We start from the raw sequence: 25004 nt of genomic DNA, 5'->3' as shown, positions 1-25004 counted from the left end.
AGAAATCGACGCCTTATCGCTCAAATCCTCCTCGCCTACCTTTTGCGTCAGCCACAGCAACGCAACCGGAGGGACGTTCGCAATCGTCGGACGTCCACCCGTCACCTGTCGAGGAGAGAAACGTGCTCGATCGCATTCAATCGCAATTTGCAGCCGCGGGTACGGCGGTCATCTTCAGTCTTTCGCCGGAGATCGCCTTCGCCCAATCCCTGGAGGAGCGCCGGGAACGCGGCGCCGCCGTCATCCGCAACCTCAACAACGGCGTGGCGCAGCCCAACCTGGAACGAATGCGGCAGGAGTTTCCCTTCCTTGCCGATGCGACCGAGGCCTATGCCCTTGGCGACGTCTGGTCTCGTCCGGGTCTCGACAACCGGACGCGGCAACTCGCGGCGGTGGCGGCATTCGCCGCGATGGGGCTGACCGACCTGATGAAGGTCCATGCCGGATACGCGCTCAACATCGGCGTTTCTGAGGATGAGCTTAAGGAAGTGATCTACATGGTAACCGTTCCGGCCGGTTTTCCCCGCGCCATTGCCGCGTCGCAATCGCTGTCGCAGCTCTTTGCCGAGCGGGCCGATGGCGGCGGCGAAAAGCCTGCGGAGGCGCGGCCATGAGCAGTCTCCAAAGGCTCGCCGCCGCCACGCTCATCGCCGGTTTCGCGTCTCTCGACGCGCCGGTCTCCCGTCAAGCGATCGCAGAGGACGTCATGGACAGCGCGACCGAGAGCAAGCAATCAGATCACCCCTATGTCGGCATGTGGGTCACAAAGGACGGGCGGATCCGCCAGGAACTGCTGCCGAACGGTCGCTATGACGAGGCGCGCGGAAGCCGAACGAGCGCCTATCAGGGACGCTATGTCGTGACCGGCAATCAGATCGACTACTGGGACGACACCGGCTTCACCGCCGACGGCACGTTCATAGACGGCGTGCTGCACCATGGCGGCATGGTGTTCTACCGCGAAAGATGACGACGGCGGACAGAGCGTGTGACGGCCGTCATGCGATTGGTGGCTGCCACGTCTCCACCGCTCGGTTTCTACAGCTGCCTGCCCTGTTCGCGAGAAGCGCGGGGCTCGGTTGAGGGCAACCTCCCGCTTGCCAGTGGCGGCACACCAAACAAGGACCAAACCATGAAGCGCGATATTTTCGCCTTGGCGGCAATCTGGATGCTGGCGACAGGTGGCGCCTTTGCGCAGCAAGAGGCCCAGCCCGCTTGCCCTGCAAGTGGCGCGGACGGGCCGGCGGAACTCCATAGAAGCTGGATCCTCGAAGGCTGGGAACGTGCCCCCGGGGACCCGGCATTCAAGTTCGCCGACAAGCTCGGACGCTACTACGACCTCGCTGGCGAGGGCGTGTTCTACGACGACCTGGCGCCGAACTTCCGGACAGTGCGCCGCGCGGCCGATTACGGGGCCATGTGGGAAGGCCCATTCAACAACATGCGCGCAGCGATCCACGCCGTCTCCGACGGGCCGGATGCGATCGTCGGAGAGCGCGTCGCCTCGACGACGCTCGAATTCGTGGCGCGGCTCGAAACGAAGGATGGCGCCGTGACCGCGATCATCGACCGTTCTCAACTCGGCTGGGAGTGTGATGGCCGACGGTGGGTAATCCGCCACGAGCACAATTCTGCACGAGCCGTCAGCGAAAGCGAGATTGCACCCTTTCTGTCACGGGAGACCGGGAGGAAGTGAAGGCCCTGGCTTGAAGGTTGTCGGTCGGCAGGCCAAGATTGTATCTTCATTCTGCCCAATCACACCGATACCGGTAAGCTGAGCCGACCAATGGCCGTTGATCTGAATGCTATCTCCGTCTTCATGGCCGTTGCCGAGGCCCGCAGTTTCCGCGCGGCCGCCGAGCATCTGGGCGTTACCCGATCTGCGGTCAGCCAGTCGCTGCGCCGTCTCGAAGATCGACTCGGAGTGGCGCTCGTCCAACGAACGACGCGCAGCGTCAGCCTTACCGAGGCTGGCGCGCAATTGTACCAGCGCGTGGCACCGGCCCTTCAAGAAGTCGGCTTGGCTCTGGACGCCACGGCGGATCGGGACATGGCTCCCACGGGCCTGTTGCGATTGGCCGTGTCCTCGATCGCCGAGAGGTTTATCGCAGGCCCGTTGCTCGCAAGCTTTGCTGCAGCCTACCCGACGATCGAGATCGATGTGACCGTCACGGACGAGGAATTCGACATCGTTGCCCAAGGCTATGACGCCGGGGTGCGGCTCGGCGAGGTCATCGAGCAGGACATGATCGCGGTCCCGGTATCGGCCGAGCAACGCCAGACCGCGGTGGCGGCACCCTCCTATATCGAGCGCTTCGGCAAGCCCTTGCAGCCGTCGGACCTCGCTTTGCATCGCTGCATCGGCTGGCGTCCGGCACCGCAGACCGCGCCTTACCGCTGGGAGTTCGGCAAGGATGGTCGCGAGTTCGATGTCGCCGTGAACCCCCAGATCACGACCAACGACATGTGGCTGATGATCCGCACCGCCTGTGCCGGCGGCGGCATAACGTTCGGCATGGAAGAAACCTTCAGGCCCTATGTTTCGTCGGGACAGCTGGTGCCGCTTCTCGAAGACTACTTCCCGCCATTCGCGGGCTTCTACCTCTACTTTCCCAACCGGCGGAATCTTGCACCGAAGCTGCGCGCGCTTATCGAGCATGTGCGGTGGCGGCCTGGCGCCGGGTAGAACAACCAACCCAAAGCGCCTACGCGACGATCTCGCGAACGAAGTCGAGAAAGGCCCGCAGCTTTGCCGGCATCAGGTCCGAGCGGCGATAATAGGCGTGAAGCGGAAAGGTCTCCTCCGCCCAGTCCGGCAGGATCTGGATCAGATCGCCGTCCCCCAATTCGTCCCTGACATAGAGTTCGAGCAGCTGCGCGATGCCGGCGCCGCTGCGGCAGGCGGCAATCAGCGAGCCGGTGTCGTTGACCATGACCCTGCCGGTCGCCGCGAATGGTACGACTTCGCCCCGACGCTGAAACTCCCAGGTGAAGGGACGCCCGGTTCCCGGGTCGCGGATGAGGACGCACTGGTGCCCGTTCGAGAGATCGGCGGGCGTTTTCGGTTCGCCATTCCTCTCGAGATAGTTGGCCGAAGCGCAGGTGAACACGCGCGTTTCCAGCAGAAGTTCCGTTTGCAGCGAATGTGCGCCGGGCTCGCCGAACCGCACGGCGACATCCGTCCCTTCGCCGACAAAATCCCCGATCGAGTCGCGCACGAAGATCTCGACCGACAGTTCCGGATGGCGCTCGAGAAAGTCGTTGATCCTTGGAGCAAGCACGAAATGCCCGAAGGTCCCATCGACATTGACCCGCAACCTGCCGCGCACCCGCGTCTTGGCCGCACCAGCCGTGATGGCGGCCTCCTCGATCGCCGATAGAAGCGGCGCGACGAGTTCATAGAAACGCCGTCCCTCGTCCGTCAGCGAGATCGCCCGGGCGCTTCGGTTGAAAATTCGGATGCCGACACGCTCCTCCAGACGTGCAACCGCGCGACTAACGGCAGGCTGCGTCAATCCCATTGCCTCACCGGCCCGGGCAAAGCTGCCGGCTTCGACGACCGCAGAAAGCACACCGATCCCGCTGAGCAGGCGAGCATCAAACGTCATGACGACCCATACTTTCAGTTATTGATCACCTGCAAACTATGCATTTTTTCTTCTCTCCTGTCAGCCGTATCCTCCTTTCGATCAATAGACCGAACACCCGAAAGGCTTGGCAAATGAGCAACAGCAACAAGGTCGCGCTGGTTACCGGAGCGTCGCGGGGCATCGGGGCGGAAATCGTAAGGGGTCTCGCCCGTGACGGCTTCAAGATTGTCCTGAACTATGCGGGACGCACCGAGGCGGCCAAGGCGGTCGCGGAGGAAATCATCGGCGCCGGTGGCGACGCTCGCATCGTTCAGGCGGATGTCAGCGACGCCGGCGCGGTTGCGGCGATGTTCGACATGGCCACGCAAGCCTTCGGCGGAGTGGACGTCGTCGTCAACAGCGCCGGCATCATGAAGCTCGCGCCGATTGCCGACATCGCCGACGAGGTCGTGAACGAAACCATCGCGATAAACCTGAAGGGCACGTTCAACGTCTGCCGCGAAGCAGCGAGGCGGCTGCGCAACGACGGCCGCATCATCAACGTCTCGTCGAGCGTGATCGGAATGCGCCTGCCGACCTATGGCATCTACATTGCGACCAAGGCGGCCGTCGAAGGGCTGACCCAGGTGTTGGCCCAGGAGATGCGCGGCCGCGGCATTCGCGTGAACGCCATCGCCCCCGGCCCCGTGGCGACAGAGCTGTTCCTGAGCGGCAAGAGCCCTGAACTGCTGGACCGCATGGCCAGGATGAACCCGCTCGAACGGCTCGCCGAACCCGAGGATATCGCCCGCGTCGTGTCTTTCCTCGCCGGGCCGGATGGGGCGTGGATCAACGGCCAGGTCATCCGGGCAAACGGCGGCATGTGCTGAGCCACACGCATCTCCTCACAACGAAGTCTCATTCATGGAAGGACCATCCCATGACACAGGAATCGACGCACGCTGATGCGCATGGATCTGCCGGACCTGGACGTGACACCGGCCTCTATCTGGTCTTCACCGTTACCGCGGCCCTTGTCGCCGCGGCAGCGGCCGGCCTGAGCCTTGTGCTGGCGATCGCGCCCTGGGCCATGTTCATGGGCTGGATTGCCTATTTTACCCGCAGGCCGTCTGCCGCCGAAGGGCTGCGGACCTATGTCTGCGTCGTGATCGGGCTTACGCTCGGCGCTATTTCCACCATAACCGTCAACCTGCTCGCCCCGGCGCTCGGCGCATTCGCGCTCCCGCTGGTCGTCTTTGCAACCGGATCCGTCGTCATCGCCACGCGAGGCTTGCGCCTGCTGAACAATCTTCTCGGCTACTTCATCGGCCTGGTCACTTTCTTTGCAGCACATCTCGAGCCGACATTGACGGCCGTCAGCGAGCTCGCCGGCGCGACCGGCCTTGGTTCCTGTGCCGGATGGGTGGCGCAGATCATCGAAAGCCGTACCCGTCGGGCAGTGCAAACCTGAGCACGCGTTCACAGACCCGGGCTGTCTTTCATGCTCGAACCTGCGTCGTGGTCACAGCACGGCGCAGGTTTCCGCCGCTTCGAGCTGCGCATTCTCCAGGAAAAGCGGCAGGCACCCGGGCAGCCTCCGGAGATAGAGCGCCAGGCTCAACGGGATCACACTAAACCGTGAGGATGGCGTACCCCCTCGTAACGCAGGGTTTAGCGGACAAGCGGATCGGGCATCCGTAGACAGCAGGGGCCGGACTATGACGCGCATCGGTGCGTCGATCATTCGGCTTTGGACCCATTAATCTCCGGAGAAAACATGTCCGCTCAGGCACAAAACGACTTGCCGCTGGTGTTTCCGTTTCTCGCACCGCTCTACGGCAAGGTTCAGGACCTTTCCTACGCGCTGCTACGGACCACGACCGGCGGGGTCATGAGCTGGTTCGGCTGGGAAAAGCTCTTCAACGGCGACATGCCCCGCGACATCGCGCTCTTTCAGGATCTCGGGCTCGAGCCGGCCGTGCCGCTCGCCTATCTGACCAGCCTTCTGGAGTTTTTCGGTGGGATCGCCATTGCGCTCGGGCTGCTGACACGCCCGCTCGCCTTCATGCTCTTCATCCAGATGATCGTCATTCTGGTGCTGGTGATGATCCCCCGCGGCACCGGATTTCAGCTCTCGACCGTGTGGCTCGGGGTCTTTGCCTATCTCAGTGCCCATGGGAGCGGACGCTGGTCACTCGACAGGCTGATCGGCAAGCAGGTCTGAGCGCTTCGAGACAGTTCATCTGAGGCCGGGCTTGCCGACGAGGCTTGACCACAAGTGCCTGAAGGAGCCAGTCGCGCGGTAGCGCGACGGGCTATCCAACGGTTCGTTTCCGGTATGCCGCTCGAGCCAGCCTGGGATGACCTGTTGTGTTTTTTAAACCTCTTTGCTAGAGCTTCCCAGTCGCATTCAGCTTAGGCGAGCATTCATTCGCATCGCCCTGACCCGCCTCCTCGGGTTCTACAGCGCCGACACCCTCCCCAAAAAACTTCGATTTCTCCACCCGGCGCTACGAACGCTCCAGACGTCTTTGCGCGCCGGTTTCCTCCCCCTGCTTCTCAAGCCCAAGGACGAAAAACCGTGCCCTCACGCTTCATTCTGCCCACCCTCGCGCTCGCGGTTTTCTTCGTTGGCGCGACCGAGTTCATGCTTTCGGCGATGCTTTCACCGTTGGCTTTTGCCTTTCACACGACACCCTCTCAGGCCTCATGGCTCGTCAGCAGCTACGCGCTTTCCTATGCCGTCGCCGCACCCATCTTCGGCTACCTGTCCGATCGCATGGACCGGCGTCGCCTTCTGCTCGTCTCGCTCGTCCTGTTTTCAATCGACGGGCTCGCCTTAACGATCGCGCCAAGCTTCGGTGCGGCCATTGCTCTGCGGGTCTTTGGCGGCCTGGCGTCGGCGGCCCTGATCCCGACGGCCTTTGCCCTGGTTGCGGACGTCATTCCCGCGCACCGGCAATCCGCCGCGATGGGAGCGGTGATGATCGGCATGACATCAGGCATAGTCTCGGGCCCGGTCATCGCCGGCGTCCTGACGGAGGCCTTCGATTGGCGAGCGCCCTTCCTGGTGACAGCTGTGGGCTGCCTCTTGACCGTTGCCATTGCCCAGCGTGCGATCCCGCCGCAGGCGAGCCGTCACCTGGAACCGAAGGCACGGCGCTTTGTCTGGCTCAGCCGAGGAATCCTGATCCGCCCCCTGGTCGCGAAAGGCCTCTGGAACGGAACGGCCGTGGCCGGGTTCCTTCTTGCCGGCGAGGTCTTGCGGCAACGCCACGAGCTCGGCATCGCGGCGACCGGAGTCTCCATCTCGGCGTTCGGCATGGGTCTTCTGCTCGGAAACCTCGGCGTCGGCCGAGCCATTCGGCTGTTTGGAGGCGACGACCGCACGCTCCTGGCCGCCCTGCTCCTCCTCTGCGCAGCGGTCGGGGGCTTCATGCTCAGCCCGATGTCGTTGGCAGGAGACCTGGCTTGCCTGACGGCATGGGGCTTTGCGTTGGGGCTCGCCGCACCGACGAGCACCGCGATCCTCGCAACCCGGGCCGGGGATGAAAAAGGCCAGGTGCTTTCGCTTTCGGAGAGCCTCAACAACCTGACGATCCTGTTCGTCCTGCCGCTTGCCGCGATGCAGTTCGACGGGACGGGCGCGACCGGAGCAGCGCTGGTGCTCGGCGCCTTCCTGGCGGTCGGACTTTTCCTCGCGATCACAGACCTTGCGACCCGTGCGCCGAAACAGTCCTGAACGCCATTTCAGGCGCGAGGCCCGCATCGGCAAAAGCAGGGGTGGCAGGGCCGCTCCGGGCTGTCCGCGGTCGACGGCCGGTCAAGAACCTGTTCGAACGCTCCTGACCTCCCGTTCCGCCGCCGTATTTTTTCGCGCGTAACGTCGAGCGGTGGTTGCCCGCCTATCGGAGGATGCATAAGCTCCCCGGCGCGCGGGCATCGCCGCAAGCCGTTCCCGGCACCCCTGGAGCCAAGAAATCAGCCATGACAGTCGCCATCCCTGCTTTGACACGGCCCAAGACGCATCTTGCGGTCCTGGTCGTTCTGGGGCTCTCCCACCTCCTCAACGACCTCATGCAGTCGCTGATCCCGGCCGCCTATCCGATCCTGAAGGATGCCTATGCACTGGATTTCGTGCAGATCGGCATGATCACCATGACCTTCCAGATTGCCGGATCGCTGCTGCAGCCGGCGATCGGCATGGTCACGGACAAACATCCTGCACCCTATTCCCCGGTCGTCGGGATGATGTTCACGCTCTCGGGGCTGGTCAGCCTCGCCTTCGCCAACAGCTATGCGATGATCCTCGTCTCGGTCGCGCTGATCGGCATCGGGTCGTCGATCTTCCACCCCGAAGCCACGCGCATGGCCCGCTATGCCGCCGGCGGACGGCAGGGCTTGGCACAGGGACTGTTTCAGGTCGGCGGCCAGGCAGGCGGGGCGCTCGGCCCGGTCTTTGCCGCTGTGATCATCGTTCCCTGGGGACAGCCGAGCCTCGCCTGGTTCGCCGCTCTGGCGTTGCTGGCCATGGTGCTTCTCGCCTGGATCGGCGGCAAGCAGCGCGAAATCAGCGCCGCATTCATGGCGTTGCGGGCGGAGGGCAAGAAGGCGGGCGGCGGCATCCGGCATGCACCGGCGACGATCGGCGCGGCCCTGGTGGTCCTGACGCTGCTGATGTTCACCAAGAACGCCTATGGCGAGAGTTTCCGCTCCTTCTATACCTTCTACCTCATGGAGAGGTTCGGCCTTTCCATCCCTTCGGCACAGATGATGCTGTTCATCTTCCTGCTGGCCTCGGCCGCGGGCGCACTGATCGGCGGCATTATCGGCGATCGCATCGGTCGCTACCGGATCATCTGGATTTCGGTCCTGGGGCCGCTGCCCCTGACGCTGATGCTGCCCCATGTCGACCTGTTCTGGACCGGCGTGCTGACGGTGATGATCAACCTGATCATGGCGAGCGCTTTCGCGTCGATCCTGATCTACGCCATCGAGTTGCTGCCGCATCGCATCGGGCTTATCGGCGGGCTGTTCTACGGCCTGAACTTCGGTTTGGGCGGCATTGCTGCGGCGCTCCTCGGAATACTGGCCGACAGCTACGGTGTCGAAACGGTCTATTACGTCTGCTCCTTCCTGCCGCTTGCGGGACTTCTCGCCTGGTTTCTCCCGAAGATCGAGGAGGTCCACCATTGAGGGGCCTCTTCCCGATTGCGCAGTGGAGCCCGGAGGAGCGACACGCGTCCGATTGAGGAATGATGCGACGCGTTTCATAATCGCCCCGCGCTGGCGGCGGCGGCTTTCTAACGAGAGGATAGCGATATGCATGAACTCGCAATTCTTGCCTCCATCCTGGGCGTCTTCCTGCTTGGCGCCATGAGTCCCGGCCCGAGCTTCATCGTCGTGTCGCGTATCGCGATCGCCCGGTCGCGCGCCGACGGCTTGATGGCAGCGGTCGGCATGGGCCTTGGCGGCTTCCTGTTCGCCTGCATTGCGGTCGCCGGCCTGACGGCGATCCTTCTTCAGGTCGAGTGGCTCAACATTCTCTTGAGGCTTGCCGGCGGCGCCTACCTGGTCTGGATCGGCATCGGCATCTGGCGGGCCGCACCGCAGAAGATAACCATTGCCGAAACGCCCGCCGACCAGCCGGGCACGCTCTGGAAATCTCTGCTGCGGGGCCTCTTCGTTCAAATCTCCAACCCGAAGACGGCGATCTTCTACGCTTCGATGTTTGCCGCGCTGCTGCCGTCTCCGACACCCACCTGGATGCTGCTCGCCCTTCCGCCACTGCTCTTCATCAACGAGTTCCTGTGGTACGCAATCGTCGCCCTCGGCTTTTCCGCGCAGGCCCCGCGGGTCGTCTATCTGCGTTCCAAGACCTGGATTGACCGCGCCGCCGGCGCCGTGGTGGGCGCGCTCGGGATCAAGCTGATGTCCGACAGCGCGCGAACGATCGCCTGACGGTCGGCTTGTGCACCGACCGTCAGGATCCTCGACTTCATCATCACCACCGCTCGTTCCGGCGGTCGGAGGCGTCAGGCTCCATGGCGACATCCAAGCCGTCGACCGAACTCACGTGAGATTGATGGTCTCGGCGAGGGCGAAGACGCGTTCCTGAATGTCCACCGTGCGTCGCCGGGCGTGAGCCCAGTCGACGTCGACCATCGCGCCGTTGCGTTTCACGCGCCGGCCGCTCACCCATACGCTGTCGATGTCCTCCATCGCCGCAAAATTCAGCACGCGATCGGCAAGGCTCCCGAGATTGGCAAAACCCATGCGGTCGGTGCGCAGCAGCACCAGGTCAGCCCGCTTGCCGAGGGTGACGGAGCCGGTGACATCCCCGAGGCCGAGTGCCTTGGCGCCACCGAGCGTCGCGAAGTCGATCACATCGGTCGATGTGTAGGCATTTGCCAGACGCGCTCCGTCTTCGGATTTGTAGAGGATCCAGAAGGCTGAGCGCATGTGCTCGAAATAGTCGTGCAGCATGGCAATGGCGGCGTCGAGACCAATCCCGGCATCCACGTCCATCGCCCGTGCACGGCCGTGCAGCGAGGGGGTGCCGTAGGTGAATTCGCCGAGCGTCGTCGCGCAGACCTTGGAGCCGGCCGCCTTCATGAAGGCGAGTTCCTCGTCGGTCACGTCGTTGCCGTGGGAAATGTGGTAGTCCGGACCGAGCAGGCCCGCCTCATGAAGGTCCCTGATGCCACGCAGGACCGGCGGGGCAGGCTCCGGAAACGACTGGTTCATGTGTTGCGTCAGGATCGCAGCACCGAGTTCCCGGCAACGCCTGAACTCCTTGGCGGCCTGTTCGACCGACTGCGTGCCGACCGATCCCGTGAGGCCGATACCGAAACGCAAGGCGCCGTTCGTATCCGAGAAGTACCGGTCCCGAAGCCGCGCCGCCTGCTCGTAGTGTCGTTCGTCCGGCGGGCCGTCGCGATCGGCCCTCGCCTGGGCCAGCGGATAGGTGTCGCCCGGTCCATAGCGCGGCGACTGACGCATCTGATAGCAGAAATAGCCGCCGACGCCGGAGTCTCTGAGACCCCGTGCGGCGGCATCCTCGATCTCGTTGCCGTTGGTCGCATGCATGTGATCGAGAACCGTGGTGACGCCCGAATCCAGGCACACGAGCCCTCCGAAGTAGCTGGAGAAATACATGTCCTCCGGCGTGAAGCAGAGGCCGTATTTCAGGTTGTTCTCGCGATCGTAGTGCCGGTAGAGCTTCGAGCCCTTGACGATCTGGCCGGCTTCGGCGTTCTGCCAGACGTGGCGATGGCCGTCGACCATGCCGGGCATAAGGATCATTCCCTTGGCTTCGACAACCTCGACGTCGTCGGCGTTGATGGCTTTGGCGATCGCCTCGATGCGGCCGTCCTTGATCAGCACGTCGCTCTCGTAAACCTCGCCAATCTTCGGATCCATGGAGAGGATATCGGCGCCACGAATGAGCGTGGCGCTTGTGCTGCGGGCCGCCGCCGGAACGGTTCCGCTTGCCTGCGCACGGGCCGCGGGCACGCCAAGTCCGGCTGCGAGACCGCTTGCAGCCGTGAGTTTCAAGAAGTCTTTCCTGGTAAGCTTCATCGCAAGTTCTCCCTGCCACGCGATCGGTGGATCCAGCGCGGATGGCTGCCCGAATGGGCGGTTTTCATTGATGATGAGGAGAGGCGTGGTCGTCTCAGGTGAAGCGAATGCTCGCCGCGTCCCGCAGAATGCGCTCCTGCGCGGCCGCCATCTTGGCCTTGAGCGAAGCCCAGTCGACGCCCAGCATCTTGCCCCCGGATTTGCGCAGAACCCCACGAACCCAGACACTGTCGACGTCCGAACGGTTTGCAAAGGTGACGACGCGGTCGGCAAGCGTCCCGCGAGAGGCAAGCCCGTAGCGCTTGGTGTCGAGAAGCACCAGATCGGCATATTTGCCGACGGAGACACTGCCGGTTTCATCGCCCATGCGCATGGCTTTGGCGCCCCAGCGCGTCGCGAAATCGAGTGAATCCGCCGTTTCGTATTCCCGGGCGATCGCAGCGTATTCGGCCGAGCGATAATGCGCCCAGAGACCTGCCCGCACATGCTCGAAATAGTCCTGCGTGAGCGCCATGTTCACGTCGATACCGATGCCTGCCGGAAGGCCCATCTTGCGGGCCTTTCCATGGATCGAGGCGGCGACGTAAGGAAACTCTCCCATCGCCGTGGCGCAAAGCATGCCGCCGGTGTCGCGCAGCATGACCAACTCCTCGTCGGTCATCTGAACACCGTGGGAAACATGGATGTCCGGCCCCAGCAGTCCCGCCTTGTGAAGATCGGAGATATGGCGGTAGATCCCTTCGGGCGGCATCGGATTGGGTCGATGGATATGAAGGGCGAAAAGGAAGGGCTCCAATGTCCGGGCGCGATCGAACTCGATTTTCGCCTGGCGCATCGAATGCCGGGCAAGACCGTTGCTGGAGGCAAGGCCGAAACGCAGGCGGCTATCGGCTGAAGAAAACAGCTCGTCACGCAGAAGCTGCGCGGTCTCATAGTGCTCTTCCGTCGGCGGTGCCAGGCGTTCGGCCGACGCCTGGGCGAGCGGGATCGTATCTCCGGGCCCATAGGTGGGACTATGGGCGATCTGGTAGCAGAAGACCCCGGCGACGCCGGATTCGATCAGTCCTCGGGCACCGGCAAAGGCCTTTTCGCGGTTGTGCTGGCCGTGCGCATAGTCGACGAGATTGGTAACGCCGGAATCGATCGCCAGCAGCCCACCGACGTAACCTGCCAGATGAAAGTCTTCCGGCGTCATGCAGACGACGGTGCGCTCCTTCCACGTCTGGTAACGCTCGTAGCGCGCCGCCTCGGTTTTCACCATCGAGCCCGCATGCATGATCTGCCAGACGTGCCGATGGCCGTCATTCATGCCGGGCATCAGGATCTTGCCGGTTGCGTCGACGACCTCGGCATCGGCCACGCGCATGCCCTTGCCGATGGCCACAATCTTCTCGCCTTCGATCAGCACGTCGAACGACGACAGTTCGCCAAGCTTCTCGTCCATGGTGAGGATGTCGGCATCGCGAATAAGCACGGGGCGGACGGACTTCGGCGCGGCATGTGCGCTCTGCTTCTGGCTCGAGGCGTTCGCCTGACGTCCGCCGGCAAGCGCTGCGGCCAATAGACCGGTCGCTCCCATCCGGAGCATGTCCTTGCGGGTCACTTCCATTTCTTCCTCCTCAAGATACGGAGCCACATGGATCTGCCGCACGCCCTTGCCGGGCGTTGCGACGGGTCCCTTCCCTCCTCCATGAGCGAGCCATGGAGAGCTCAGCCCCTTGAAAAGACAAAGTAATTGATGTTGACCGCCACGCGAGCAAATAGCATGTTGCAAACCGGACATTCGATTTTGCGTTTAGGACAGGCTTCATGGACAGCGGCGATCTCTCGTTCTTGCCCCTGGTTCGCAACTTCAGGCGCGGGCTGGTGATCGAGGCGCATGTGCATCCGTTCCCGCAACTTCTCTACGCGCAGGCCGGCGTTCTGAGCGTCTCGACGGACCAGGGAAACTGGGTGATCCCGCCGCATCGGGCACTGTGGTTGCCGCCGCTCTGCGTGCATGAAGTCCGCATGCTGACGGACACCAACATCACCTCGCTCATGCTGCGGACCTGCGCCGGCCTCGACGCCTTGGAATGCAGCGTGCTGGACGTTTCGCCGCTCTTGCGGGCCTTGCTGCTGAGCGCTCTGCAACTGGACGCCGCCCGCGACAAGACCGAGCGCGAAGACCTGATGCTGGCGCTCCTGAAGGCTGAGATCGTTGCGGCCCGGACCAACGTGTCCCCCATTCCCCTGCCGAAAAACGAGAAGCTGCGTGCCCTTTGCCAAGCGGCGGTGGGCAACCTGCTGATCGATTGCCCGGTTACCTATTTCGCGGATGAACTCGGTATTACCGTCCGCACATTCTCCCGGCTCTTCAAACGCGAGATCGGCATGTCCTACCGCGAATGGATGGACCGCGTCCGGGTTTCCTATGCGAGGGCCCAACTCGATCAGGGCACACCGGCAAAGGTCGTTGCCTCCGATCTCGGTTATACCCCAAGCGCGTTCTCGACGATGATGCGCCGCGCCGGCGGCAGATCGGCGGCCGAGACGGACGCGAGGTCAGGCGGTGAAGTCGTATGGGCCGACCTGCCACCGCTGAACTGGTTCACGCGGACCATCTCGCAAGGAGAACTGGCCAGCGACGGCCGGTGGGCCGTTCCCCCGGTCCAATAGGAAAGCGTCGCGGCCTTAAGCCCGGCGCGGATCAACTCCATGCGCCACCGCGGACAAGCAGCCCCGTTTCGACATGTTCGCCCCTTGCATCGGGCCAATCAAACACGTCTGCGGTAGACGCCCCTCGTCGCAGCACCCTCACGCGGGTGCGATCAAGCCGACCGATTTGTCCTATAATTGAGACATAGAAGCTCAATCCAGGCGTCTACCGCCAATTTGTACCATCCCTATTCTCTTAGTCATCGAAGGCCGCTCAATCAGAAACGGTCCGAGCAATGAAGAGAAAGGAAACCGACATGACCCCTGCAAACTTCAATGGACAGCGCCCGGTTATCGATCCCGATGATGCGGTGATGCTTTTGATCGACCACCAGAGCGGCCTGTTCCAGACCGTCAACGACATGCCGATGCCGAAGCTGCGCGCCCATGCGGCAGCCCTTGCCAGCATGGCGACGCTGACGAAGATGCCGGTCATCACCACCGCCTCCGTGCCGCAGGGCCCGAACGGCCCGCTGATCCCGGAAATCCACGCCAATGCGCCGCATGCCAAATACATCGCCCGCCGCGGCGAGATCAACGCCTGGGACAATCCGGACTTCGTCGCCGCCGTCAAGGAAACCGGCCGCAAGACCCTGATCATCGCCGGTACGATCACCAGCGTCTGCATGGCCTTCCCGGCGATCAGCGCCGTCTATGACGGCTACAAGGTCTTTGCCGTCGTCGATGCCTCGGGCACCTATTCGAAGATGGCTGAGGAGATCACCCTTGCCCGCGTCGTCCAGGCCGGCGTCGTGCCGATGGATACGGCAGCGGTTGCCTCCGAACTGCAGCGCACCTGGCATCGCGACGACGCCCAGCAGTGGGCCGAGATCTACACCAAGATCTTCCCGGAATACCAGCTGCTGATCGAAAGCTACCTCAAGGCCCAGCAGGTCGAGAAGGACCACGAACAGCTGGACTCCCAGCGCGGCTAACACCGCCGTGACCGATGGCGTCGGGGCACTTTGCCCCGGCGCCGACGCGTCGTCGAATGGAGAGGGCGACTGTGAACATCAGGAGAAGATGATGGAACTAGGGATCTACAGCTTCGGCGACGTACAGCGCGATACCGCGACCGGCGAACTCGGTTCGACCGCGCAAGCGACGCGCAACCTGCTCGAGGCCATCCAGCTCGCAGACCAGGTCGGCCTCGACTATTTCGGGATCGGCGAACATCATACGCGCGAAATGCCGGCGTCCGCCGCCACGGTCATTCTGGGCGCCGCGGCCGCGTCCACCTCGACCATCAAGCTCGGCAGCGCCGTGACCGTGCTCAGCACCGACGACCCGGTGCGGGTCTATCAGCAATTCGCAACCCTCGATGCCGTTTCGAATGGGCGCGCCGAGATCACGGCGGGCCGCGGTTCGTCAACGGAATCCTTTCCGCTGTTCGGCCAGAGCCTCAATGACTATGACGAACTCTACGCCGAGAAGCTCGATCTGCTTCTGCAGATCAATGAGAACGAGACCGTCACCTGGTCCGGAAAATTCCGGCCGGCCCTGAACGATGCGCTGGTCGTGCCGCGGCCCGAAAGGGGAACCTTGCCGATCTGGCTTGCGACGGGCGGCAATCCGCATTCGTCGGTTCGCGCCGGCCTGCTCGGCCTGCCGATTTCCTATGCGATCATCGGTGGCCAGGCGCACCGGTTCTCACCCTTGGCGGATCTCTACAGACGTGCGGCCGAGCAGGCCGGACATGGACCGGACAAGATCAAGGTGTCTGTCGCGAGCCCCGGATTTGTCGGGGAAGACGCCAGGCAGGCCAAGGATTTCTTCTGGACGCACTGGCACGCGGTCATGGAGCAGATCGGTCGGATTCGCGGATTTGCGCCGCCGCCGCGGTTCCACTACGACACGGAGGCGAGCGGCGCGGGTGCGCTCTTTGTGGGCCATCCCGAGGAGATCGCCGAGCGGATCGTGACGCTTCACAAGAGCATCGGCCACCAACGCCAGTTCTTCCAGACGGATGTCGGGCAAATGCCGCACCGGGACTTCCTGCGCTCGATCGAACTCCTGGGCACCCGGGTGAAGCCGCTCGTCGATGCCGAGCTCGGCAGGCGCCAGCCTGTGCCGGAGAACGACGAGGCAGCACATGCATAAGATCGCGATCCTCGGCGCCGGGCGGGTCGGCACCGCCCTTGCCCGGCGCGCCTTGTCAGCCGGCTTCGAGGTGCGGGTGGCAACCTCGCGGCCCGCCGCCGACAACGCCTTCATGCTGCAGATCGTGGCACCGGGGGCAATTGCCGCAAGCGCCGAAGAGGCGATCGCCGAAAGCGATATCGTCGTTCTGGCGCTGCCTCTCTCGAAGTATCGCAATCTCAAACCCGAGCTGCTTCAGGGCAAGATCGTCGTCGACGCCATGAATTACTGGGCGCCGACGGACGGGACGCTCGCCGAGTTCGACGGCGCCGCCTCAAGCAGCGAGGTGGTCCAGCGCTTTTTGAAGGGCGCCCGGCTCGTGCGCAGCTTCAATCACTTGGGCTACCACGAAATCGAGGACGCTGCCCGCCCGCAAGGGCATGCCGAGCGTCGCGCCATGGCGGTCGCCGGTGACGATCCCCAGGCAAACCCGGTGGTTGCGGCGTTCGTCGACAGGCTTGGCTTTGATCCGGTCCTTTCCGGCGGACTGGCGTCGTCCCGTCTCTTTGCCGGCGGCACCCCGGTTTTCGGCGCGGCGATGACCCGTAGCGAAATGGAGGATCATCTCGGTCTCTCCAGCGAAAATCTGGCCTAGCTCGGTTCGCTGGTCAGCCGAAACGAAGCGGATCCAGCTCGTCCTACAAGCCAGCCTGGGCGCGGTAGAACGCCACAAGCGCGTTCGCATGGCCATGACCGATCTTGTGGTCCTCCTTGAGGAAGGCGACCTGTTCCATGTGCTTCTTTTCCTTCACGGAATTGAGCAGTTCGAGCCAATGGGCGACAGGCTTGCCATAGGTCTTTTCTATTGACGGGAAATAGGATGCCGGGCCCTTAACTTTGGTATCGGTTGCCATGTGCGTCTCCATCCTTGCGTTGTTGTTCGCGATAGGGTCGGGCGAGCGGATAGGCGCGCCTGTCCGCCGGATCATCGTCAGCCCATCGTTTGCTTCGCCAGCTTTGCTTCCAGGCCGAGGACGAATGCCTCGACATAGGTCTCGAACCCTCCGTCGAGCGGCGCCGTGCTGCCGCTTTCCCAGCGCATGATGAAGGCCCGGTTGGCGAGGCCCGCGAAGTTTTTATGGATGAGCGGGTAGTGGTCGGAAGGAAGTTCTCTCAGCTGCTGTTCGAACCCTCGTGCCCAGCTGTCGGGCTCGTCGCGCGGCACGGGCGCAAACTCGAGCGTGACGTAGCCTAGCATCGCAGCCAGAACGGCGTTGTAGGCGTCGATCAGCGCCGCCCCGCGAAATCCGGCGCCGTCAAGTGCCGTCAGCACGCGCTCGACAAGAATGGGATTGACCCCGGCATTGGATACGAGCTGGGCGCCGAGCAAGGGCGCGACGTTCGGGTGTTCGGAGAGCGCCTTGCGATACTGCCGAAACAGCAGCCTGATCCATTCTCGCCAGTCGTCGTTCAGGTGAAGGGCCGGCGTGACGCCATTGAGTGCCCTTGAGGCGACTGCCGCCAGAAGCGCGTTCTTGCCAGATTTGAAGTACCAGTAGATGGCCGTGGGATAGACCTTAAGCGCACGCGCGACTTCCCGCATGCTGAAGCCGTCGAGCCCGTCCCGATCGATGATCATGAGCGCCGTCGCGACGATCTGATCATGATCGAGCTGGTCGTTGCGGCGACCGCGCCGTGGAGCGTCTTCCTTCGACATGCCAGTTCCTAACGGCATCGATGGCGCCGGATCCGGCGCATTCCATGGTGCCTGTCGTAACTCATCCAGTTCCTATTGTACAGTGGACAAGCAAAATTGTTACTCGTACAACACTGCAATCGGACGCGTTTGGGGAGGACTGGACATGTCGAAGAATGGTAAAGCCGCCATGGCGGCAGCGCTGGCCGAAGCACATCACCGGTATGAACAGACCAATCGGCTGAGCCTGGAATACCATCGGACCGCGCGCGCGTTCATGCCCGGCGGCAACACCCGCAGCATCCTGTTCCACAGACCTTTCCCATTGGCGATCGAACGCGGACGCGGCGCCCGGCTTTGGGATGCCGACGGGCACGAATATTCAAACTTCCTGGGCGAATACACCGCCGGCCTCTTCGGGCACTCCCACCCCAAAATTCGGGCAGCCATCGAGGCCGCGCTCGACCAGGGCCTCAACCTTTCTGCCCACACGCAGAGCGAAGCGAGCTTTGCAGCCGCCGTCTGCAGGCGTTTTTCTCCGATCGAGCTGGTTCGCTTCACCAATTCGGGAACCGAAGCGAACCTGATGGCGCTGGCTGCGGCAACGGCGATCACAGGGCGCAGGAAAGTCCTGGTGTTCGACGGCGGCTACCATGGCGGCGTTCTCAATTTCGCAACCGGCGGCGCTCCCACAAATGTGCCTCATGATTTTGTTGTCGGGACCTATAACGATCTGGAGCGCACGGCGGCCCTGTTGCAGGAGCTCGGCGCCCAATGCGCGGCGATCCTGGTCGAGCCGATGCTCGGTTCCGGTGGCTGCATACCGGCCGAACGCGCCTTTCTTGAGCTTCTTCGGACGGAGGCAAGCCGGCACGGAGCGTTGCTCATCTTCGACGAGGTGATGACCTCGCGGCTGTCGCCGGGCGGGCTGCAGGAACTCCACGGAATTGCCCCCGACCTGATGACCCTGGGGAAGTACATCGGCGGCGGCATGTCTATCGGCGCCTTTGGCGGCCGCGCGCCCATCATGGCACGATTTGATCCCGCAAGCGCCGCAGCCTTTGCCCACGCGGGAACCTTCAACAACAACGTCCTCACGATGAGAGCCGGCCTTGCGGCGCTGACCGAGATCTATACGCCTGATGTCGCCACGAGACTGAACGCGGAAGGAGATGCGTTTCGCGCGCAACTCAACAGGCACGCCGCCGATGCGGGTGTGCCGGTGCAAGTCACGGGAATGGGCTCGCTCGGAACGGTGCACTTTGCCCGCGGCAAACTCCGAACGGCTGCCGACGTAAGAAACGGCGAACAGGAGCTGAAGGAACTCTTCTATTTCGACATGCTGTCGCGCGGGTTCTACCTCGCCCGGCGCGGGATGTACGCTCTCAGCCTGGAAATCTCGGCGAGCGACCGCTCGCGCTTTCAGGTGGCCTTCACAGCGTTTCTCGATGAGCGGCAAGACCTCTTCGACCGGGTTGCTGAGCGCGATCGCCAATAGGTCGTGCTCAGGCGATCACGATCGCTGCCGGCAGAAAATACAGCCATGGCTGCTTGCTGGTGTTGACGGCGCCCGGCACGATCCGGAACATGATGTTCGGAAATTTCCGGACAGGCGGGGACCTCGGCTGCTGAACCGGACTGCCGGCCGAACAAATCCGGAAAGAAGGAGAACGAGCATGGGGATCGACCGGCGGGTGGTCAGAACGCGCACCGCGCTTTATGAGGCTCTTCTGTCCTTGATCCGCCGCAAACACTACGAGTTGATCACCGTGGAAGAGATCCTGGCCGAGGCGAATATCGGTCGATCCACGTTCTATGCGCACTTCACGTCGAAGGATGACCTCCTGAAGCGCAGCCTGGAGCGTTTGCGCGATCTGCTCGTCACGGCAAAGGACAGGACGATCTCGGCGGCGCTCCGGCAGGAAGGAGAACAGGCGTGGGATCCGAGCCGGGCCCTGTTCGAGCATGTTGCGGAACACGCGGACATTCGCAGCGCGCTTACCGGCGGACGCGGAGGCGGCATCGTTCGCGACGCGATAGACGATGTGCTTGCGGAAGTTCTCCGCCAGTCACTGCCCGCCACGATGGATGCCACCCTTCCTCGAGATCTCGTGATCCGCCATATGGTCTCCACGTTCAACGCCGTTCTGCGCTGGTGGCTGGAAGTGCGACCGGAAACGACCCCGCGCGAAGCCGATGCCGCATTTCGAAAACTCGTGCTTCATGGCGTGCCGCCGGAGGCGTGTCGGCCTTTCATCATGACGGCGTGACCTGCCCAGACATGTGGCGACTTGAAGTCCGTCACGCCCGATCCTCAATCACGCCAGCGGCTCCGCCGAGCTTCAGCCACAACAGGACGATGGCCGACGTCGCCGAGGCTGCGGCCGCGACCAGATAGATGCTGCTGCGCCCCCACTCCTCATCCAGATAGCCGGACAGGAGTGTGCCAAGCCCGTAACCGGCCCACATGAAACCGCTGAGCCAGCCAAACGCCTCCGTGCGGTCCTCAGGTCGGGCACTGATGCCGATTGCGAACTGGCCCAGCGCATCCCGCGCCCCGCTGAGGAGTCCGACGCCGACGTAAAGCACCAGCAGTCCCCATGATTCGAGAACCCAACTCATCAAGACGAAGAGGCAGGCCGTTGCCAGATGGAAGACCATCATGTCGCGCTTGACGTTGGCATCGCGCGATCGGACGCCGGAGAGAAGCCCTCCGACGACCTCGCCGCCAGCGAAGGCGCTGAAGAGAATGCTCGCCGCTGCCGCCGTGGCGCCGGCCGCAGCCCCGACCTGCAATGCCCCTATCGTGAAGGTATCGGCTGCGATAACGGCGAGAAGCAGCATCAGTGGCGCATTTGCGCTCAGCGCAAGCGCCTTGCGCCCGCTGCGCTCGCCAACCTTGAGCCCCGAAGCGCCCGTTGCGATCAGCGCGTCTCCGGTAATCTTGGCGATGGCGCAGGCACCCACGACCGTGTTTGCCGACAGGAAGAAGAGGAGACCGCCCACGATCATCGGGCCCAGGATGAACGTGGTTGAATTGATAACCGTATCAAGCGCGTAGGCACTCGACAGGTATTTTCCGGGAACCAGCAACGGCCAGGTGCTGCGCACGACCGCGCTTGACGGCGGGGTCGTGCAACCCAGAAAAGCTGCGGCAACGACGAGGTGAGACAGCGGCAGCGCAAGAACGAGAGCAGACACGATCGCCGCATAGGACAGCCCGTGGAACCCGATGAAGGCAAGGAGAGTTCGCCGCGGGCCGTATCGATCCGCGAGACGCCCACTGACCGGGGCCGCCAAGGCGAGCGCAACGGCATGGACGAACAGGACAAGGCCTGCCTCGGCGAAGGAACCATTGCTCGCGGAGACCGCGAGCAGAAGAGAAAGGCTCAGCATCGATGTCGTCAGACGACTGACCGTTACCGCACCCGCAAGTCGAGCGGCCCCGTCGCTGCGCAGTACCGCAACATAAGATGTCCAAGCCATCGTGACGTTACCCCTCTTGTTCGATTAAAAGGTAACAGCGATCCTTAAGGAGTTACCGTCAAAATGCAACTTACAAGTAACTCGCAACGACAGGCCGGGTTGGCGGCGGTGCTGGTAAACCTCGCGCTGGAGGGACGCGCGGGAGGGCGTTCCTATTCTGGCTTGCAGGAGCGTGCACTTCGTCAGGCGTTCGCCGAACAGCTCCACGCGCCGATGAGACAACGGCTGCTGTCGGTGGACGATGCCGGCGCCCGGCTCTATTCGGTTGCTGTAGCGCTTCGTCCGGTGTTCGAGGCACCGGACGAGACGGCGGCGGCAAAAACCTTGAATGACCTGATGCGCCGCTATGGCGCCCGCCCTTACCTCGTTGACGATGTGGGGCAGCCATTTCACCTGCATTTCCATGGCGATGGAGAAACCGATGTGGAGGCGCTGGCAGGCGAGTTTGCGGTCTCCCTGGCGCTGCTGATGGACACGTTTGGAACGCGGCGCTTTGGCATATGTCATGCGAAGGAATGCGACCGCGCCTATGTCGACATCACGCGCAACGGCTCGAAACTCTACTGTTCGGAGGCCTGCGCGGCGCGCATGAAAATGGCCGAGTATCGCGCGCGTTCAAACAGGAACCGCTAGGCGGCGGTGTGGATCGGGCAGCCGGCCTGAGGCGCACTTTCAACGGCGCGGCCGCGATCATCAGCCGAAAACACGATGGGACCGCGATCCTGACAAGGACGCAAAGTCCTGGAGCAGGTCGCGCAAGACTGCGCAGCAATCTTGCGATGGCGGCATGCGACATATCAAAAACGGAAAGCGCTCGGAGCGAATCTGAAAGACCGCGATGCGCTTCAGTCGGCGCAGAGCATTTGGCCGTCGAAAGGGCTCTGCCCCTTGTCGAAACGCATCGAGACGATCGTCTTCAATCCATCCGGGTCCGCACGAAACACGCCGTCAGCCCGGCCCGCTCCGGCGGGTGTCTCGATCCGGCGGGAGTTCACGAGGCCGGGCACGAGATCGACCTGCTCGACATAGCCGGGCACCTCAAAGCTGTAGACGACATCGGCCGAGATGAATTCGAGATGCACGACCTTTCCGGCGGGCAGCGTGATTTGACCGCTGACGGTACATTGTACCGAAGGATCGCCTTCGGAAGGCTCGCCCGGCTTGTGATACTCGAGCGTGAGCGCACCCTTGTCGGCTCTCATCAACACCGTGAGATCCGCATCGTCGGGCGACGTGGAGAGCGGGGCAAGAAGGTCGTCCGCCGTGATGCAGTCGGCCCGATTGGCCTCGGGCAATTCGGTACATGACTCTTGCGGAGCCTTCGGCTCACTGGCCGTCGCCGCGCCCAGCGACGTCGCAGCCATGGCAAGGATAAGGGCGACCCTTGACGCGCAAGTCATTGTTCGTGCCCTCCTTTAGCCCGGCATTCGATCGACGCGGCATGTGTGCGCCAGCCGGGACCGGAGCGCAAGCGGCGATCGTTGCACCCCCTGGGGCACCACAGTCTTGTCATCGGTGCACGGTGAGTTTCACGCTGCCGGCAGGCCGTCCTCCATCTGGTCTGGCGTGTTCCAGGTTCCGTCACAGAAAACAACAAGATGCATCTGTCCCCCTCCCCGGGCTCGAAACCACCGTTGTCGCGGATTGTCACGCGCCGCCGGGAACCCTTGGAGCGGTCCTTCGGCCCGCATGTCGTCCGGTTCGAGAATTTAACATAGAGGTATGCAATCTGAACGCCTCAGCTCCGATGCACGCCCCCTGCATCCGCAGGCCGAAAGCGATCCGAGACAGCGCCGCGCGTGCGAAGGCGTGTAGCGCCGGTCTGCCGGCGGAGCGGCACTCCAGGGGGAATGCCGACAGATCCTATCATCCGGGGAAACGCTCTAGTTTTGAGGCGGAGCCTGGTCCAGCGCGTCGAGCAGAGCCTGGCGGGTTACGGAAAGCGCCGCCGGCAATCGATGGCCGAAGGACTCCAACAATACGTCATGGCTTTGCAGCTCTTGCCGGAGCTCGTCCCGATCGACCTTCATCAGCGCCTCGAAGGTCTGACCGTTATAGTCGAGACCACGCCAGTCGATGTCGTGGTAGCGGGGCACAAGGCCGACCGATGCGACCTGTCCGCCACCCCTGTTTTCTGTCCGTTGCACGATCCATTTCAGCACGCGCATGTTTTGCCGAAAACCCGGCCAAAGAAACGCACCGCCGTCGTCGCGCCTGAACCAGTTGACGCGGAAGATCGCCGGCGTGTTCGCGAGCCGGTCACCCATCGACAGCCAGTGGGCAAAGTAGTCGGCCATGTTGTAGCCGCAGAAGGGCAGCATCGAGAAGGGATCGCGCCGCGTCGCCGCCTGGTTCTCGGCGGCGGCCGTCGCTTCCGAACCGAGTGTTGCCGCCCAGTAGATACCCTCGCGCCAGTCCCTGGCCTCAAAGACGAGCGGAAAGGTATGGGAGAGCCGCCCGCCGAAGACGAACGCCGAGATCGGCACGCCGGCGGGATCGGCCGCCAAGGGATCCATGCTCGGGCAGCGGGCACGCGAAACGGTGAAGCGGGCGTTCGGATGGGCCGCCGGACGACCGGCCTGAGGCGTCCAGTCGAGACCGCGCCAATCGACCAGCGCCGGCGGCCGCACTTCCGTCAGCCCCTCCCACCAGACGTCGCCATCGGGCGTCAGCGCGCAATTGGTGAAGATAGTATCGCGCGCGATCGCGGCCATCATGTTGGGGTTGGTCTTATCGTTGGTGCCCGGGGCAACGCCGAAGAAGCCGGTTTCCGGATTGATGGCGCGCAAGGTGCCCTCCGCATCCGGCCGGATCCAGGCAATGTCGTCGCCGACCGTCTTGACCTTCCACCCCGCAAAACCCTCGGGCGGCAGAAGCATCGCGAAATTGGTCTTGCCGCAGGCCGACGGAAAGGCGGCCGCGACATAGGTCGTTTTCCCGGCAGGATCCTCCACGCCCATGATCAGCATGTGCTCGGCAAGCCACCCTTCCTTTCGTCCCTTCAGCGAGGCGGTGCGCAATGCTAGGCACTTCTTGCCGAGAAGCGCATTTCCGCCGTAGCCGGAACCGAAGGATGCGATCGAGCCGTCGTCCTGGAAGCTCACGATATATTTGTGTTCCGCATTGCAGGGCCACGGCACATCGCGATCGCCGGCCGCGAGCGGGGCTCCGACCGAGTGCAGGCAGCGCACGAATTCGCCGGCGCCAAGCGCACGCAGGACCGGCAGGCCGATATGCGCCATCAGTTTCATGCTGACCGCGACATAGGCGGAATCGGTGATCTGGACCCCGATCATCGAGAGGTCCGAGCCGGGCTCCCCCATGGAGAAGGGGATCACATACATCGTCCGCCCGCGCATCGACCCTTTGAACAGCGGCTGAAGCTCGGCGCGCATTTCGGCGGGATCCGCCCAATTGTTGGTCGGCCCAGCATCGTCCCGGTCGGCAGTGCACACGAAAGTGCGATGCTCGAGGCGTGCGACATCGCCGGGATCGGAGCGGCAGAGGAACGAGTTCGGACGCTTTTCTTCGTTCAACCGGATAAAGGTGCCCGCGGCGACAAGGGTGCTGCAGAGACGCTCGTATTCCGCATCGCTGCCGTCGCAGAGATGGACCTGATCCGGTTCGCACAGGGCCTGAACCTCGTCGATCCATTGGCCGAGGGCGGGGTTGGTTGTGACAGTCAGGTCTTGCATGGATATGTCTTTCGCTTGGCAATAATGAAGTCTGTTCGCGCGGCCCGATCTTCCTCACGGAGGTTCGTGCGGCCCGCCTTCCTAACCTTACATGTTCGGATAGACCGGGCCTTCGCCGGCTTTCCTCACGGAGGTCCGTGCGGCCCGCCTGCCGAACCTTACATGTTCGGATAGACCGGGCCTTCGCCTCCTTGTGGCGGC

General features: G+C 63.2%; 25 protein-coding genes. 17 read left to right on the top strand and 8 right to left on the bottom strand.

Features of this window, described 5'->3' with window-relative positions; translation table 11 throughout:
- Positions 1-122: 122 nt before the first annotated feature.
- From C1A35_RS19685 to C1A35_RS19670, 4 genes are all read left to right on the top strand, one after another.
- Positions 123-614, top strand: coding sequence for a carboxymuconolactone decarboxylase family protein (locus C1A35_RS19685; RefSeq protein ID WP_104665943.1), 492 nt, complete (start codon positions 123-125; stop codon positions 612-614).
- Positions 611-970, top strand: a complete 360-nt coding sequence (locus C1A35_RS19680; protein ID WP_104665942.1) for an Atu4866 domain-containing protein — start codon at positions 611-613, stop codon at positions 968-970. The genes C1A35_RS19685 and C1A35_RS19680 overlap by 4 nt, the downstream gene beginning before the upstream one ends.
- Before the next feature lie 162 nt (positions 971-1132).
- On the top strand, positions 1133-1696 hold the full coding sequence (locus tag C1A35_RS19675) for a hypothetical protein (RefSeq protein ID WP_234822912.1): 564 nt from the start codon (positions 1133-1135) through the stop codon (positions 1694-1696).
- Positions 1697-1786: 90 nt separating this feature from the next.
- On the top strand, positions 1787-2686 hold the full coding sequence (locus C1A35_RS19670; RefSeq protein WP_104665941.1) for a LysR family transcriptional regulator: 900 nt from the start codon (positions 1787-1789) through the stop codon (positions 2684-2686).
- Between the two features lie 19 nt (positions 2687-2705).
- Here C1A35_RS19670 and C1A35_RS19665 read toward each other — a convergent pair whose 3' ends face one another.
- Positions 2706-3608: a LysR family transcriptional regulator gene (locus C1A35_RS19665; protein ID WP_104665940.1), complete on the bottom strand. Its 903-nt coding sequence runs from the start codon at positions 3606-3608 to the stop codon at positions 2706-2708.
- Between the two features lie 113 nt (positions 3609-3721).
- On the opposite strand from C1A35_RS19665, the gene C1A35_RS19660 reads away from it, so the two are divergent.
- From C1A35_RS19660 to C1A35_RS19635, 6 genes are all read left to right on the top strand, one after another.
- A complete protein-coding gene (locus C1A35_RS19660; RefSeq protein ID WP_104665939.1) occupies positions 3722-4459 on the top strand; it encodes an SDR family oxidoreductase in 738 nt (245 codons plus the stop codon).
- A 50-nt stretch (positions 4460-4509) separates the two neighbouring features.
- Positions 4510-5040 (top strand): DUF1097 domain-containing protein, encoded by a 531-nt coding sequence (locus C1A35_RS19655; protein ID WP_104665938.1) that lies wholly within the window; start codon positions 4510-4512, stop codon positions 5038-5040.
- Positions 5041-5346: 306 nt separating this feature from the next.
- Positions 5347-5793, top strand: a complete 447-nt coding sequence (locus C1A35_RS19650; protein WP_104665937.1) for a DoxX family protein — start codon at positions 5347-5349, stop codon at positions 5791-5793.
- Between the two features lie 357 nt (positions 5794-6150).
- On the top strand, positions 6151-7311 hold the full coding sequence (locus tag C1A35_RS19645) for an MFS transporter (RefSeq protein WP_104665936.1): 1161 nt from the start codon (positions 6151-6153) through the stop codon (positions 7309-7311).
- A 245-nt stretch (positions 7312-7556) separates the two neighbouring features.
- The gene (locus tag C1A35_RS19640) at positions 7557-8765 is read left to right on the top strand and encodes an MFS transporter (protein ID WP_104665935.1); all 1209 of its coding nucleotides are present in this window, start codon (positions 7557-7559) and stop codon (positions 8763-8765) included.
- A gap of 126 nt (positions 8766-8891) precedes the next feature.
- Positions 8892-9530 (top strand): LysE family translocator, encoded by a 639-nt coding sequence (locus tag C1A35_RS19635; RefSeq protein WP_104665934.1) that lies wholly within the window; start codon positions 8892-8894, stop codon positions 9528-9530.
- A 111-nt stretch (positions 9531-9641) separates the two neighbouring features.
- On the opposite strand, the gene C1A35_RS19630 is transcribed toward C1A35_RS19635, so the two are convergent.
- Together C1A35_RS19630 and C1A35_RS19625 are read right to left on the bottom strand one after the other, a co-directional pair.
- Positions 9642-11126, bottom strand: coding sequence for an amidohydrolase family protein (locus tag C1A35_RS19630; RefSeq protein WP_158665101.1), 1485 nt, complete (start codon positions 11124-11126; stop codon positions 9642-9644).
- Positions 11127-11244: 118 nt separating this feature from the next.
- Positions 11245-12759, bottom strand: coding sequence for an amidohydrolase family protein (locus tag C1A35_RS19625; protein WP_199772980.1), 1515 nt, complete (start codon positions 12757-12759; stop codon positions 11245-11247).
- A gap of 200 nt (positions 12760-12959) precedes the next feature.
- On the opposite strand from C1A35_RS19625, the gene C1A35_RS19620 reads away from it, so the two are divergent.
- The 4 genes from C1A35_RS19620 to C1A35_RS19605 all read left to right on the top strand — a co-directional run bounded on the left by C1A35_RS19620 (position 12960) and on the right by C1A35_RS19605 (position 16581).
- Positions 12960-13808 (top strand): AraC family transcriptional regulator, encoded by an 849-nt coding sequence (locus C1A35_RS19620; RefSeq protein WP_104665932.1) that lies wholly within the window; start codon positions 12960-12962, stop codon positions 13806-13808.
- A 296-nt stretch (positions 13809-14104) separates the two neighbouring features.
- Positions 14105-14782 (top strand): isochorismatase family protein, encoded by a 678-nt coding sequence (locus C1A35_RS19615; RefSeq protein WP_104666164.1) that lies wholly within the window; start codon positions 14105-14107, stop codon positions 14780-14782.
- A gap of 91 nt (positions 14783-14873) precedes the next feature.
- Positions 14874-15947 carry an LLM class flavin-dependent oxidoreductase gene (locus C1A35_RS19610; protein WP_104665931.1) on the top strand — a complete coding sequence of 358 codons (1074 nt, stop codon included), beginning with the start codon at positions 14874-14876 and terminating at the stop codon, positions 15945-15947.
- Positions 15940-16581 carry an NADPH-dependent F420 reductase gene (locus tag C1A35_RS19605; RefSeq protein WP_158665100.1) on the top strand — a complete coding sequence of 214 codons (642 nt, stop codon included), beginning with the start codon at positions 15940-15942 and terminating at the stop codon, positions 16579-16581. The genes C1A35_RS19610 and C1A35_RS19605 overlap by 8 nt, the downstream gene beginning before the upstream one ends.
- Positions 16582-16624: 43 nt before the next feature.
- Here C1A35_RS19605 and C1A35_RS19600 read toward each other — a convergent pair whose 3' ends face one another.
- Entirely contained in the window at positions 16625-16840 is a 216-nt protein-coding gene (locus tag C1A35_RS19600; protein ID WP_104665929.1) for a DUF4287 domain-containing protein, read from the bottom strand.
- Between the two features lie 77 nt (positions 16841-16917).
- Positions 16918-17643 carry a TetR/AcrR family transcriptional regulator gene (locus C1A35_RS19595; RefSeq protein WP_158665099.1) on the bottom strand — a complete coding sequence of 242 codons (726 nt, stop codon included), beginning with the start codon at positions 17641-17643 and terminating at the stop codon, positions 16918-16920.
- A gap of 145 nt (positions 17644-17788) precedes the next feature.
- Between C1A35_RS19595 and C1A35_RS19590 the strand changes: the two genes are divergently transcribed.
- On the top strand, positions 17789-19120 hold the full coding sequence (locus C1A35_RS19590; protein ID WP_104665927.1) for an aspartate aminotransferase family protein: 1332 nt from the start codon (positions 17789-17791) through the stop codon (positions 19118-19120).
- The gene (locus tag C1A35_RS19585) at positions 19071-19892 is read left to right on the top strand and encodes a TetR/AcrR family transcriptional regulator (protein ID WP_199772979.1); all 822 of its coding nucleotides are present in this window, start codon (positions 19071-19073) and stop codon (positions 19890-19892) included. Before C1A35_RS19590 ends, C1A35_RS19585 begins: the two co-directional genes overlap by 50 nt.
- 31 nt (positions 19893-19923) lie before the next feature.
- Here C1A35_RS19585 and C1A35_RS19580 read toward each other — a convergent pair whose 3' ends face one another.
- Positions 19924-21108, bottom strand: coding sequence for an MFS transporter (locus C1A35_RS19580; protein WP_104665926.1), 1185 nt, complete (start codon positions 21106-21108; stop codon positions 19924-19926).
- 108 nt (positions 21109-21216) lie between these two features.
- Here C1A35_RS19580 and C1A35_RS19575 point away from each other — a divergent pair, with 108 nt between their 5' ends.
- Entirely contained in the window at positions 21217-21741 is a 525-nt protein-coding gene (locus C1A35_RS19575; protein ID WP_234822927.1) for a CGNR zinc finger domain-containing protein, read from the top strand.
- A 212-nt stretch (positions 21742-21953) separates the two neighbouring features.
- Here C1A35_RS19575 and C1A35_RS19570 read toward each other — a convergent pair whose 3' ends face one another.
- The gene (locus tag C1A35_RS19570; protein ID WP_158665098.1) at positions 21954-22508 is read right to left on the bottom strand and encodes a hypothetical protein; all 555 of its coding nucleotides are present in this window, start codon (positions 22506-22508) and stop codon (positions 21954-21956) included.
- 483 nt (positions 22509-22991) lie between these two features.
- Positions 22992-24803: a phosphoenolpyruvate carboxykinase (GTP) gene (locus C1A35_RS19565; RefSeq protein WP_104665923.1), complete on the bottom strand. Its 1812-nt coding sequence runs from the start codon at positions 24801-24803 to the stop codon at positions 22992-22994.
- Between the last annotated feature and the right edge of the window lie 201 nt (positions 24804-25004).

It is taken from the genome of Ensifer adhaerens (assembly GCF_002940685.1).
GTDB lineage: Bacteria > Pseudomonadota > Alphaproteobacteria > Rhizobiales > Rhizobiaceae > Ensifer > Ensifer adhaerens_E.
The sequence above is the reverse complement of the archived record's forward strand: the minus strand, read 5'-3'. Positions and strand labels throughout refer to the sequence as shown.